Consider the following 11,767-nt stretch of genomic DNA (forward strand, 5'->3'; position numbering starts at 1 on the left):
CGTTCATCCCGGCCGTCGGCTCGTCGAGCAGCAGCAGACGCGGATGCAGCGCGAGCGCGCGGCCGATCTCCACGCGCCGCCGGTTCGCATACGACAGGCTGTGCGCCGGATGATCGATGCGCGGCGTGAGCCGTTCGCCGAACCCGGCGACGATCGCGCGCGCTTCTTCGCGCAGTTCGGCTTCCTCGCGCCGCACCGACGCGGGCCGCACGAGCGCGCGCAGCACTTCGGCGGCCGCGCCGAGCGCCGGCCAGCCTGGCCGTGCCGCACGCAGCCGCGCATGCGCGCCGATCAGCACGTTGTCGAGCACGCTCAGGTTGCCGAACACACGGCCGTGCTGGAACGTGCGTGCAATGCCGAGCGCCGCGAGCCGTTCCGGCGCGGTGCCGGTGATGTCGCGGCCGTCGAACGTCACGCGGCCGGCGTCGGGCCGGTCGGCGCCCGCGATCAGGTTGAACAGCGTCGACTTGCCCGCGCCATTCGGGCCGATCACGCTCAGCAGTTCGCCGTCGGCCAGCGTCAGGCTCGCGCCGTCGAGCGCGGTCACGCCGTCGAAGCGGCGCGTCAAACCCTGCACGTCGAGCAGGGGTCGAGTGGTGGTCATCGCATTCCTCCTCACACCGTGCCGAGCAGGCCCTGCGGCCGGAACCGGACGAGCAGCAGCAGCACGAGGCCGTAGATCAGCATCCGGTAATCGGCCGCCCAGCGGAACAACTCGGGCAGCCCGATCAGCGCGATCGCGCCGACGATGCCGCCGAGCACGTTGCCGAGCCCGCCGAGGATCACCATCGTCAGCGCGAGGATCGACACCTGCGAATCGAAGGTCTGGTGATTGATGTAGCTGTACAGATGCGCGGCGATGCCGCCGCTCACGCCGGCCGCGACGCCGCCGACCGCGAACGCGATCGCCTTGTAGCGGTTCGGCGCGATGCCGTGCGCACGCGCGGCGACGTCGTCCTCGCGCACCGCGCGCAGCGTGCGGCCCAGATGCGAACGCAGCAGCCGCACCTGCACGAGCGCGAACACGACGAGCACCGCGAACGTGAACCAGTACGCGGCGCGCGCGGTCGTCGCCCACGGCAGCGGCGCGATGCCGGTGATGCCGAGCGGGCCGCGCGTCAGGCCGTCCCAGTTCAGGATCACGAGGCTCACCACTTCGCCGATGCCGAGCGTCGCGATCGACACGTAGTGCCCGCGCAGCCGGAACGCCGGATAGACGAGCAGCGTGCCGAGCACGGCGGTGATCGCGCCCGCGCACGGAATCGTCACGGCCGGCGACCAGCCGAGATCCGACGACAGCAGCGCCGACGCATACGCGCCGATCACGAGCAGTGCGGCGTGGCCGAGCGAGATCTGCCCGACCGTGCCCGCGACGAGCGTGAGGCTCAGCGCGAGCAGCCCGTACAGCCACGCGTTGGTGAGCGTCTGCAACACGTAAGGTGATGCACCGAGCCAGGGCAGCACGGCCGCCGCCGCGATCAGCGCGACGAGCAGCGGGCGCGGCACGCGAACGGCTTTCGCGGCGGCGAGGAACGTACCCGTCATCGGCTCGGGCGGCAGCGCGCGATTCGCGCTGAACAAGCCGTTCGGCCGCCACACGAGGAATACGATCAGCAGCCCGAACGCGAACAGGTCGCGATAGCTGGTGCCGAACAGCGCGACGCCGTAGCTTTCGACGAGACCGAGCAGCAGGCTGCCCGCGATCGCGCCCGGCACGTTGCCGAGGCCGCCGATCAGCAGCGCGACCACGCCCTTCAGCGTCGCCTGGAAACCCATCGCCGGATCGATGCTGTTGTAGTACATGCCGACCAGCAGCCCGCTCACGCCGCCGAGCGCGCACGCAATTGCGAACACGGTCTGGTTCACGCGATCGACGTCGACACCCATCTGCAGCGCCGCGTCGCGATCCTGCGCGGTCGCGCGCACGGCCCAGCCGAGGCGCGTGAAGCGCAGGAAGCCGTACAGCAGCGCGGCCGCCGCGATGCCGATGCCCGCGATCAGCAAGTCGAGCGAGCCGAGCGTCGCGCCGGCGATCCGCACGTGCCAGTCGGGTAGCGGCGTCGGCACCGCGCGCGGGTCCGCGCCGAACGCGAGCTGCGCGAGCTGGTCGAGGATGAAGCTGATGCCGATCGTCGCGAGCAACGGCGCGATGCGCGCGGCATGGCGCAGCGGCCGCAGCCCGATCCGTTCGATTGCGATGCCGAGCGCGCCGCAGCCGACCACGACCGCCGCGAGCGCGACGGGCAGCGGCAGCCCGAAGCGCGTCAGGCACAGCCAGCCGATGAACGCGCCGACCATGTACACCGAGCCGTGCGCGAAGTTGATCAGGTGCGACACGCCGAAGATCAGCGCGAGCCCGACTGCGAGCAGCGCGTAGATGTTGCCGACGATGAGGCCGTTGAGCGTGTAGTCGAGCCAGGAAGCCATCACGATGCGTCCGTCAGGTGCAGGCGGTTCATGTCGGGTTCAGCGCGCCGCGAGCTGCGGCTTCGCGCCGTCCCACAGCGCCCACTGCCCCTGCTTCACGACCAGATAGACCGTGCGCGCGCCGGCGACGCGGCGCGTCTGCGGATCGAAACGCACCTTGCCGAAGATCACGCTCGGCACGTCGCTCACTTTCGCGAAGCCGTCGTGCGCGGCCTGGCGCGTCGTGCCGTAGCGGCGCAGCACCTCGGCCGACAGGATCAGCGCATCGTAAGCACGCGCGACGAACGAATCGGGATCGGCGTGGAATTTCGCGCGATAGCGCTGCACGAACGCCTGCACCTCGGGGCGCGGTTCGGCCGGGAAGAAGTTCGACTCCGTATAGACGCCTTCGACGGCCGTGCCGCCCAGTTCGAGGAACTTCGGCGAATACACGGAGCCCACCGCCGCGATCGGCAGTGCAACGCCCGACGTGCGCGCCTGGCGCACGATCTGCGCGCCGTCGGCGTAATAGGAGATCAGCACGATCGAATCGGGCTTCGATTCACCGATGCGCACGAGCGTCGAACGGAAATCCTTCTCCGCCGGCTGGTAGCCTTCGGCCGCGACGACCTGCGCGCCGAGCCCCGTCACCGCCTTCGCGAAGATGTCCTTGCTGGTGCGCCCCCAGTCGGTATTCAGGTACAGCACCGCGATCCGCTTGAAGCCGAGTTCCTTCACCGCGTAGCGCGCGAGCAGCGGCTGTTCCTCGGCCTGGCTCAGCGCCGTGCTCCACAGATAGTCGCCGCCCTTCGTGAAATCCGGATGCGAATTCGTGAAGCCGAACTGGATCAGTTGCCCGCGCTGATAGATCGGCGACGCGGCCATCGACGTCGCGCTCGAGAAATCGCCGAGCTCGATCGCGATGCGCGGATCGGCGACGAACTTCTGCGCGATCGCCACCGCCTGGCGCGGATCGCTGCGGCTGTCCTGGAAGTCGATCGCGAGCGGCCGGCCGTGAATGCCGCCGCTGCCGTTGATCTCGTCGAGCGCGAGATCGAAGCCGCGCTTCCACTGCTCGCCGTACTGCGCGTCCTGGCCCGTGAGCGGCCCGCTCACACCGATCACCACCGGCTCGCCCGACACGCCGGCCGCTAGCGCGCCGCCCGTCGACAAACCCCATGCGGCAGCGAGCGCCGCCACCGTGCCCAGCACGCGCCGCCATGCGCCGCGTGCGTCGTTCCCCGAAACGTTCATGCGTCCCCCAGCTTCAGTCAATCGAAAAGAGTGAGGGCATGTAACCATCCGGGTCATAGCGTTCCAACGAAGTTTTGTGCATATCGATATCGCAGGCGGCGCGAAGCGGATGACGTTCGCGATCGACGTGAATGCCCGCTGCATCCACCGACATGCGGGCATGCATCGCATCGCGTTGATTCGATTGGCGTTTCGTTCTCGTCACCCCGCACAACCGGCGCGCATGCGCGCAGGGCCGGCCGCCGCGTCGGTCGCGCCCTTCGCAGTTTTCCCGCTGTCGATAGCAAAAATCATTATATGAATCGTGCATGCTCACGCTCCTACAATGCGCAAATTGCATCATCGGAACGCGTCATGGAGCTGCATCAACTCGAAGCCTTTTCCGCGGTCATGTCGGCCGGCAGCGTGACCGGCGCGGGCGAACTGCTCGGCCGCTCGCAGCCGGCCGTCACGCGGCAGATCCAGGAACTCGAAGCCGATCTCGGCTACGCGCTGTTCGACCGGCACGGCCCGCGCGTCACGCCGACGCGCCGCGCGTTCCTGCTGTACGAGGAAGTCGAGCGCTCGCTGGTCGGCCTGCGCGCGATCGAGGCGCGGGCCCGCGCGCTCGGCGATGAAACCGCCGAACCCGTGCGCATCGCGGCCACGCCGTCGCTCGCGGCCACGCTCGTGCCGGCCGCGCTCGCCGCGCTGCCGGACGACGCGCACGCGCCGCACTACCAGTTGCGCAGCGAATCGGCCGAGCATGTCGTGCACGAGGTGCTGGCCGGCACGGCCGATGTCGGCGTCGTCACGCTGCCGATGGCGCATGCCGGGCTCGACGTGCACTGGATCGCGCAGACGCCCTGCGTCGCCGTATTGCCGGCCGACGATCCGCTCGCGGCGCAGCCGCGTATCGCGCTGCGCGACCTCGCGCGACGCCGCATCGTGACGGTCGCGAACCGGCACCGGCTGCGCCAGCGGATCGATGCCGCATTCGCGGCCGCACGGGTCGACGCGCGCGTGTTCATCGAAACCAATGCGTCACTGAATGCGGTGATGGCCGCGCGCGCGGGCATCGGGATCGGCATCGTCGATCCGGCCACCGGCGTCGCGCTGCCGGTGGAGGGTGTCGTCGCGCGCGCGCTCGACGTCGACATTCCGTTCGCGTTCGGCGTCGCGACGCCGGCCGGCAAGGCGCGCACGGAGGCCGTCGATGCGCTGCTCGACGCGCTGCATCGCACGACGCGCACGCTGCTCGACGACGTGATCTTTCACGACGCCGCCGCGCACGACGCGCTGCTGCGCGGCGACCGGCTGCGCACCGACCGCACCGCGCGCCCGCCTCGCCCGACACGCACCCGCCGCGCGCGCCCGGAGGCCGCATGACGGCCCAACTCGACGCACTCGAAGCCCGGCTCGCGCAGGACCTGCGCTGGCTCGACCTGCCCGCGCCGTCGTGGGTGCCGCCGCGCGAAGCGGACGGCGTGCGCGTGCTCGACGTGGCGATCGTCGGCGGTGGCATGGCCGGGCTCGCGGCGTCCGCCGAACTGCGCCTGCTCGGCATCGACAACCAGTGCGTGATCGACCGCGCGCCGGCCGGCTACGAAGGCCCGTGGGTCACGTTCGCGCGGATGGAGACGCTGCGTTCGCCGAAGCAGCTTGCCGGCCCCGCGCTCGGGCTGCCCGCGCTGACGTTCCGCGCGTGGTTCGAAGCGCAATACGGCCGCGACGCGTGGGACGCGCTGTACAAGATCCCGCGCCCGCAATGGATGGACTACCTGCGCTGGTATCGGCGCGTGCTCGACCTGCAGGTGCGCAACGACACGACGCTCGTCGCGCTGCGCCCGCGCGACGACGGGCTGCTCGCGCTCGACGTGCGCGGCAACGGCGAAGCGCAGACGCTGCTCGCGCGGCACGTCGTGCTCGCGACCGGCCGCGACGGTCTCGGCGGCCCGTACGTGCCGCCCGTCGCGCAGCGCGCGCCGCGCTCGCGCTGGGCCCATTCGTCCGAGCCCATCGATTTCGCGGCGCTCGCGGGCAAGCGTGTCGGCGTGGTCGGCGCGGGCGCATCCGCGTTCGACAACGCGGGCACCGCGCTCGAAGCGGGCGCCGCGCGCGTCGACCTGTTCTTCCGTCGCGCGGACATTCCGCGCATCAACAAGCTGACCGGCATCGGCAGCCCGGGCCTCGTGCACGGCTACGCCGATCTCGACGACGCGACGAAGTGGCGTTTCATGCACTACGCGCTCACGTCGCAGACGCCGCCGCCGCGCGACAGCGTGCTGCGCGTCTCGCGCCACGACCATGCGCATTTCCATGCGGGCAGCCCGATCGAGACGCTCGCCGACCATGCGGACGGCCTCGACGTGACGACGCCGCGCGGCCGCTACACCGTCGATTTCCTGATCTTCGCGACGGGCTTTCATTCGGACTGGACGACGCGCGACGAATTCGCGTCGTTCGGCGCGCACGTGCGGCGCTGGAAGGATCGCTATCGGCCGGAACCGGCGCTGTGGCTCGACGAGCTCGCCGAGTCGCCCGATCTCGGCCCCGCGTTCGCGTTTCAGGAACGCGAGCGCGGCGCGTGCCCGGCCGTCACGCGCATCCACTGCTTCAACCACGCGGCGAGCCTGAGCCACGGCAAGCTGTCCGGCGATATCCCGGCGATCAGCGCGGGCGCGCAGCGGCTCGCGCGCGGCATTGCGAGCCGACTGTTCGATGCCGATCGCGACCGCCACTACGACGCGCTCGTCGCCTACGCGAATGCCGAACTGCAAGGCGACGAATGGCGCGACGCCGATGCCCTCGATCACTTTGACGATGAAGGAACACCGAACCGATGACTGACTCCATCACGCCGGCCGCCGCGCCGGATATGATCGACGCGGCAGCCGGCCTGCGGGAAGGCGACGCCGTCGCCGCGCTGCGCCGCGCCCGCGACAAGGTGCTGCTTCCGACGCGACTGAGCGAAGCCGCGCTGTTCGATCCCGCGCTGCCCGATCTTTCACTGATCGAGCGGCTGCATGCGGCACGGTATGTCGCGCAGCAGTCGAATGCACACGCGCTGGCCGACATCTATCGCGCCCGATTGCTCGACGCAGGCGGCACGCTTGCCGACATCGAACGAGCCGATGCCGACGCGCTCGACGCACTGCCGCGCCGCCTCGGCGCGATCCTGTTGCACGCGAAGCGCCTGACGCACGCCCCGGTCGACGCGCGCGCATCCGATCTCGACGCGCTGAAATCGGCCGGACTCACGACCCCCGCGATCGTCGCGCTGTCGCAGCTCGTCGCGTTCGTCGCGTATCAGTTGCGTGTCGCCGCCGCCGCGCGGGCACTTCAGGCACGTGCCGCAAAGGAGGCCGCATGACGACGGCCACTCACGGCTTCACATCCGACACGCTCGGCTGGCGCGCGTGGCTCGACACGGTCTCGCTCGACGCCGCGACGCCCGAACAACTCGCGGTGCTCGAAGCGAGCCATCCGCAAGCGAAAACGTCCGACTATTACCTGCTGCTCGTCCATCTTCCCGAGATCCTGCGGCAGCGCTCGGGCGTGTTCAACGCGATCATGTACGGCCCCGGCGGGCTGTCGCGCGCGGAGCGCGAACTCGCGAGCACGGCGGTGTCGCGCGTGAACGGCTGCGTGTACTGCGCATCGGTGCATGCGCAGCGCTTCGCGCAACTCGCGAAACGCACCGATGCGATCGAGCAGGTGTTCGACGATCCGGCGACGGCCGGCACGACGGCGCGCGAACGCGCGATCGTCCGCTATGCGATCGCGTTGACCGAACGGCCCGACGCGATCAACGAAAGCGACATCGCCGCGCTCGAAGCCGAAGGGCTCACGCATGAGGAGATTCTCGACCTGTCGCACGCGATCGCGATTTTCGCGTGGGCGAACCGGTTGATGCTGACGCTCGGCGAGCCGGTGTTTCCGGAATCGGCGGCCGGCGCCTGACCGCGTGCAGGAACGTGGCGCGGCCCTGCCCGCGTCACGCCTTGTGCGTCGACAACAGGATGCTCGTCTCGGTATTGGCGATCCCGTCGATCAAGCGGATCGCGCCGAGCACACGATCGAAGTGCTCGAGCGAATCGGCATGCAGTTCGGCGACGAGATCCCAGCGCCCGTTCGTGCTGTGGATCGACGCGACGTTCGGATGCCCGCGCAGCACCTTCACCACCTCCGCGCCGCGATTGCCCTGCACCGCGATCGACATCAGCGCGCGAATCCGGTGCCGTTCGGCGGCCGGCTTGAGCCGCACCGTATAGCCGACGATCACGCCGTTCTTCTCGAGCCGCGTGAGCCGGTTTTGCACGGTCGCGCGCGCCACGCGCAATTCTTTCGCCAACGCGACGACAGGCAGTCGCGCGTTGTCGCGCAGCAGCGCGATGAGCTGACGGTCGACGTCGTCGAGCGTGATCATGAACGGCTTTCCTGTTGAGCGTGAACCGGCCGCCAGCGTGCCGGAGGCGGCGCATGCCGGCCAGCTTGAATTGATCAAACTGCCGGAATGGGCTGGCAATTTGCCAAGTCTATCGATAAATCTGCCACTTTTGCCGTCTTTTTGTTGGCTCGACTCGCGGAAATAATGACTCCATCGACCGGCCGACCCGCCGCGCCGCTGCCTTTCCAGGAAGCCCGGATTCGCGCCGAAGCCCCGGCCGGTCGACCAGAACGCCGGCCCCCCGTACCGGCACCGAATATGGAGACAGACCGATGACTCGCTTCCTCGACGTTCCCGCCACCGCCCGCCTGATCGCCCAAACCGGCGTCACGACGTTCCTGCGCGAACTGGTCGACACGCTGCGCGCCGACTACCTGCACTGGGCCGATTTCGACAAGTCGCCGCGCGTCGCGTGCCACTCGCGCGACGGCGTGATCGAGCTGATGCCTGTGGCGAACGCGTCGTTGTTCGCGTTCAAGTACGTGAACGGCCACCCCGTCAATGCGGCGCGCGGCATGCACACGGTGATGGCGTTCGGCGCGCTCGCCGAGGTCGATACCGGCTACCCGCTGCTGCTCGCCGAACTCACGCTGACCACCGCGCTGCGCACGGCCGCCACGTCGGTCCTCGCCGCGCAGGTGCTCGCGCGGCCCGATGCGCGCTCGATGGCGCTGATCGGCAACGGCGCGCAAAGTGAATTCCAGGCGATCGCATTCCACACGCTGCTCGGCATCGACGAAATTCGCGTGTTCGACGTCGATTCGCACGCGACCGACAAGCTCGTGCGGAACCTTGCCGCGTACCCCGGCTTGCGCATCGTGCGCGCCGCTTCGACCGCCGACGCGGTGCGCGGCGCCGACATCGTGACGACCGTCACCGCCGACAAGGCGTTTGCCACGATCGTCACGGCCGACATGATCGAGCCCGGCATGCACCTGAACGCGGTCGGCGGCGACTGTCCGGGCAAGACCGAACTCGAAGCGGGCGTGCTGCGCGCGGGCCGCGTGTTCGTCGAATTCGAGCCGCAGTCGCGCATCGAGGGCGAGATCCAGCAGATGCCGGCCGATTTCCCCGTCACCGAGCTGTGGCGCGTGCTGCAGCGCGAGACGACCGGCCGCCAACGCGCGGATGAAGTCACGGTGTTCGACTCGGTCGGCTTCGCGCTCGAGGATTACTCGGCGCTGCGCTACCTGTACGCGCTCGCGCAGCAGCACAACGCGGGCGTCGAGATCGCATTGATTCCGCCTGCCGTCGATCCGAAGAACCTGTTCGCGCTGATCGACGACCCGGCCGCGATCGCGCACGGCCACGCGGCGTTCGTGACCGAAGCCGTCGCCGCGTTCGCGCGCTGACCGTCATGCACGGGCGGCCCGTACGCCGCCCGTTTTCCTGCCCTTCGCTCCCGCCCTTCATGAATCTCGTATCGATCCAGGCGCCGTCCGCCGTCGTGATGATCCGGCCGCACCGCTTCGTGCCGAACCCGCAGACCGCGGCCGACAACGCGTTCCAGCGCACGGCCGCTGACGATTCGCACGACACGTCGTCGGTATCGGCCGCCGCGCGCGACGAAGTCACGGCCGCCGCGCAGACGCTCGCCGATGCGGGCGTGCGCGTGCATGTGTTCGACGACCACGGCGAGCGCGACACGCCCGACTCCGTGTTCCCGAACAACTGGTTCTCGACGCATCCGGGCGGCCATGTCGCGCTGTATCCGATGCACAGCTCGAACCGCCGCCGCGAGCGGCGTGCGGACGTGATCGAGATGCTGAAGGCCGAGTACCGCGTGCAGGACGTGATCGACTACTCGGGCCTCGAATACGACGACGTGTTCCTGGAAGGCACCGGCGCGATGGTGTTCGATCACGTCGCACGGATCGCGTACACCGCGCGCTCGCGCCGAGCCGATCCGGTCGCGCTCGAACGCTTCTGCACGCACTTCAATTTCGAGCCGATCTGCTTCGACACGGCCGATGCGAACGGGCGGCCGATCTATCACACGAACGTGATGATGAGCGTCGCGACCGAGTTCGCGATGGTCGGCCTCGACCTGATCGCCGACAGCCGCCGCCGTGGCGAGATCGCGCAACGCCTGAGCGAAACGGGGCGCGCGGTGATTGCGCTCGATGCATCGCAAATCGCGAATTTCGCGGGCAATACGCTGGAATTGTCGGGGAAGAATGGGCGCGTGCTCGCGCTGTCGCGGCGCGCGTTCGACTGTCTGACCGGCGAGCAGCGCGTGACGATCGAACGCTCCGCGCGACTGCTACCGCTCGACGTGCCGACGATCGAACTGGCCGGCGGGTCGGTGCGCTGCATGCTCGCGGGGATTCATCTCGCGCGGCGTTCGGCGGCGGCGCATGACGGCGTGGAAATCGAATCAGAGGAAAAACGGCGCGATGCGGTGTCGGTATCGCACGCCTGAATGAAACGGGCGTCGACGTCGCGCCATGGTTGGTGCGACGTCGACCGGATGCTTCGATCTGCGAACGAGATCGAAGCATCCCAAGCTGCGCTCAATCGCCCAGCAGCTTCAACCCGGCCGGCAGCGTTTCGCCGAACACGCGCACCGTATCGGCTTCATCGAACGCGATCGCTTCACGAACCATGTCGATCCACGCCACCGATGCATTCGCGGCCGACAGGCGCTTGATGACGGCCTCGCGCGTGTCGTCCGGCAGATCGCGCGAACGGTCGCCGGTCATCCGCGCAATCTGTGCAGCCGCGAATGCAGCCGGCTCGACCTGCTTCCAGTCGAGCGCGAACAGCGCATCGAGCCAGCCGATGACGATTTCCGCCGGCACGACGCTGTGCGCGCTGCCATAGAACGGCCGCCTTGCGCCAATCCGCCCGAGCGCCCACGCACACAACGCGCGGTCGGCCGGCTTCTGCAATTGCGCGATCAAGCGCTCGGCGAGCTCGACCTTGCGCGCGACAGGCAGCCGTTCGAGCGACGCGGACAACCGCGTCATGTCGGCCGGACCGACCTTGGCCGGATCGAACGGCAGCTTGCGCCGCTTGTCGTCGGACGGTTCGAGGAACGCGATCGCGTCGCGCACCTGCGTCTGCGCGTCGTCGTCGAGGCCGCCGGCCACGCGCCGCCACAGCGTCCACCACTCGGACCACACCTGTGCATCGGTCACGTACTGAATACCGTCGTCGAACAGCGGCCACAGCTGCTCGATGCGCCACGCGTCGAGCGGATGACCGAAACCCGGACGCAGGCAATACCCGGCGAGATTCAGCCACGCACGCTCGTGATCGGCCGAGCGGCGCCGCCGCCGCGCCCGCGCGAGCAATGCGTCGAACAGTTCGCGTGCAAGCGCGACGTCCCAGTCTTCGCGCGCGCCGAGCACCTGTTCAAGTTGCGCGCGCAACCGGCGCGTGTCCTTCGGCGTCACGCCCGCGGCCTTGCTGCCGAACGAGCGCTCGATCAGCTCGATCGCCTGGTCGAGCCGCGGATGCCGCGCGAGCGCCACATCGTCACCTTGCACCGGCGCATCGCCGCGCAACTGGAATTCGAGCCGCCAGCGGCGCGCCGCGTCGTCGGTCGCGATGCAATGCATTTCGAGCGTGCCGACCTCGGTCAGCGACGCGGTGAGCTTCACCGGCGTTTCGCGCGCGTCGCCGCCCGCCTTCGCGTCGACGACCGTCGCGATCGGCGGCAGCCGCACGAAATCG

12 protein-coding genes and 1 pseudogene are annotated in these 11,767 nt (G+C 69.3%); 7 read left to right on the forward strand and 6 right to left on the reverse strand.

Annotation, left to right across the window (positions count from 1 at the left end):
• From JMF90_RS08260 to JMF90_RS08275, 4 genes are all read right to left on the reverse strand, one after another.
• The coding region (locus JMF90_RS08260) for an ABC transporter ATP-binding protein (RefSeq protein WP_201325035.1) at nucleotides 1-604 on the reverse strand (604 nt) is incomplete at its 3' end.
• Between the two features lie 11 nt (nucleotides 605-615).
• On the reverse strand, nucleotides 616-2,427 hold the full coding sequence (locus JMF90_RS08265; RefSeq protein ID WP_011694621.1) for an ABC transporter permease: 1,812 nt from the start codon (nucleotides 2,425-2,427) through the stop codon (nucleotides 616-618).
• A 39-nt stretch (nucleotides 2,428-2,466) separates the two neighbouring features.
• Complete coding sequence (locus tag JMF90_RS08270) at nucleotides 2,467-3,660, reverse strand: ABC transporter substrate-binding protein (RefSeq protein ID WP_011694620.1); 1,194 nt, start codon at nucleotides 3,658-3,660, stop codon at nucleotides 2,467-2,469.
• A gap of 13 nt (nucleotides 3,661-3,673) precedes the next feature.
• The gene (locus tag JMF90_RS08275) at nucleotides 3,674-3,970 is read right to left on the reverse strand and encodes a hypothetical protein (RefSeq protein ID WP_175804006.1); all 297 of its coding nucleotides are present in this window, start codon (nucleotides 3,968-3,970) and stop codon (nucleotides 3,674-3,676) included.
• Between the two features lie 44 nt (nucleotides 3,971-4,014).
• Between JMF90_RS08275 and JMF90_RS08280 the strand changes: the two genes are divergently transcribed.
• The 4 genes from JMF90_RS08280 to JMF90_RS08295 are packed head-to-tail and all read left to right on the forward strand — an operon-like array spanning nucleotide 4,015 to nucleotide 7,602.
• Nucleotides 4,015-5,028, forward strand: a complete 1,014-nt coding sequence (locus JMF90_RS08280; protein WP_041489636.1) for a LysR family transcriptional regulator — start codon at nucleotides 4,015-4,017, stop codon at nucleotides 5,026-5,028.
• Entirely contained in the window at nucleotides 5,025-6,485 is a 1,461-nt protein-coding gene (locus tag JMF90_RS08285) for an NAD(P)-binding domain-containing protein (protein WP_011694618.1), read from the forward strand. The genes JMF90_RS08280 and JMF90_RS08285 overlap by 4 nt, the downstream gene beginning before the upstream one ends.
• Nucleotides 6,482-7,012: a CMD domain-containing protein gene (locus tag JMF90_RS08290; RefSeq protein ID WP_011694617.1), complete on the forward strand. Its 531-nt coding sequence runs from the start codon at nucleotides 6,482-6,484 to the stop codon at nucleotides 7,010-7,012. Before JMF90_RS08285 ends, JMF90_RS08290 begins: the two co-directional genes overlap by 4 nt.
• Complete coding sequence (locus tag JMF90_RS08295) at nucleotides 7,009-7,602, forward strand: peroxidase-related enzyme (protein ID WP_011694616.1); 594 nt, start codon at nucleotides 7,009-7,011, stop codon at nucleotides 7,600-7,602. Before JMF90_RS08290 ends, JMF90_RS08295 begins: the two co-directional genes overlap by 4 nt.
• Before the next feature lie 34 nt (nucleotides 7,603-7,636).
• Here the strand turns inward: JMF90_RS08295 and JMF90_RS08300 are convergent, their stop codons facing one another.
• The gene (locus JMF90_RS08300) at nucleotides 7,637-8,068 is read right to left on the reverse strand and encodes an Lrp/AsnC family transcriptional regulator (protein WP_006479718.1); all 432 of its coding nucleotides are present in this window, start codon (nucleotides 8,066-8,068) and stop codon (nucleotides 7,637-7,639) included.
• Here JMF90_RS08300 and JMF90_RS08305 point away from each other — a divergent pair.
• The 3 genes from JMF90_RS08305 (at nucleotide 8,067) to ctlX (ending at nucleotide 10,511) form a co-directional block, all read left to right on the forward strand.
• Complete coding sequence (locus JMF90_RS08305) at nucleotides 8,067-8,234, forward strand: hypothetical protein (protein ID WP_154234412.1); 168 nt, start codon at nucleotides 8,067-8,069, stop codon at nucleotides 8,232-8,234. The two genes, JMF90_RS08300 and JMF90_RS08305, sit on opposite strands and share 2 nt — an antisense overlap.
• 127 nt (nucleotides 8,235-8,361) lie before the next feature.
• Nucleotides 8,362-9,441 carry an ornithine cyclodeaminase gene (locus tag JMF90_RS08310; RefSeq protein ID WP_011694615.1) on the forward strand — a complete coding sequence of 360 codons (1,080 nt, stop codon included), beginning with the start codon at nucleotides 8,362-8,364 and terminating at the stop codon, nucleotides 9,439-9,441.
• Between the two features lie 59 nt (nucleotides 9,442-9,500).
• A complete protein-coding gene (ctlX, locus tag JMF90_RS08315; RefSeq protein ID WP_041489635.1) occupies nucleotides 9,501-10,511 on the forward strand; it encodes a citrulline utilization hydrolase CtlX in 1,011 nt (336 codons plus the stop codon).
• A gap of 91 nt (nucleotides 10,512-10,602) precedes the next feature.
• Here the strand turns inward: ctlX and JMF90_RS08320 are convergent.
• A pseudogene (locus JMF90_RS08320) lies at nucleotides 10,603-11,767 on the reverse strand (molecular chaperone DnaK); the annotation flags it as partial.

The sequence above is a fragment of the Burkholderia sp. E168m23 genome (genome assembly GCF_016586125.1).
GTDB lineage: Bacteria > Pseudomonadota > Gammaproteobacteria > Burkholderiales > Burkholderiaceae > Burkholderia > Burkholderia orbicola.

Bases quoted from the DNA above. Each gene is read 5' to 3' on its own strand.
- JMF90_RS08265 (WP_011694621.1), bottom strand. From the start codon at position 2,427: ATGGCTTCCTGGCTCGACTACACGCTCAACGGCCTCATCGTCGGCAAC.
- JMF90_RS08270 (WP_011694620.1), bottom strand. From the start codon at position 3,660: ATGAACGTTTCGGGGAACGACGCACGCGGCGCATGGCGGCGCGTGCTG.
- JMF90_RS08305 (WP_154234412.1), top strand. From the start codon at position 8,067: ATGAACGGCTTTCCTGTTGAGCGTGAACCGGCCGCCAGCGTGCCGGAG.
- JMF90_RS08300 (WP_006479718.1), bottom strand. From the start codon at position 8,068: ATGATCACGCTCGACGACGTCGACCGTCAGCTCATCGCGCTGCTGCGC.
- ctlX (WP_041489635.1), top strand. From the start codon at position 9,501: ATGAATCTCGTATCGATCCAGGCGCCGTCCGCCGTCGTGATGATCCGG.
- JMF90_RS08285 (WP_011694618.1), top strand. From the start codon at position 5,025: ATGACGGCCCAACTCGACGCACTCGAAGCCCGGCTCGCGCAGGACCTG.
- JMF90_RS08280 (WP_041489636.1), top strand. From the start codon at position 4,015: ATGGAGCTGCATCAACTCGAAGCCTTTTCCGCGGTCATGTCGGCCGGC.
- JMF90_RS08295 (WP_011694616.1), top strand. From the start codon at position 7,009: ATGACGACGGCCACTCACGGCTTCACATCCGACACGCTCGGCTGGCGC.
- JMF90_RS08290 (WP_011694617.1), top strand. From the start codon at position 6,482: ATGACTGACTCCATCACGCCGGCCGCCGCGCCGGATATGATCGACGCG.
- JMF90_RS08275 (WP_175804006.1), bottom strand. From the start codon at position 3,970: ATGCACGATTCATATAATGATTTTTGCTATCGACAGCGGGAAAACTGC.
- JMF90_RS08310 (WP_011694615.1), top strand. From the start codon at position 8,362: ATGACTCGCTTCCTCGACGTTCCCGCCACCGCCCGCCTGATCGCCCAA.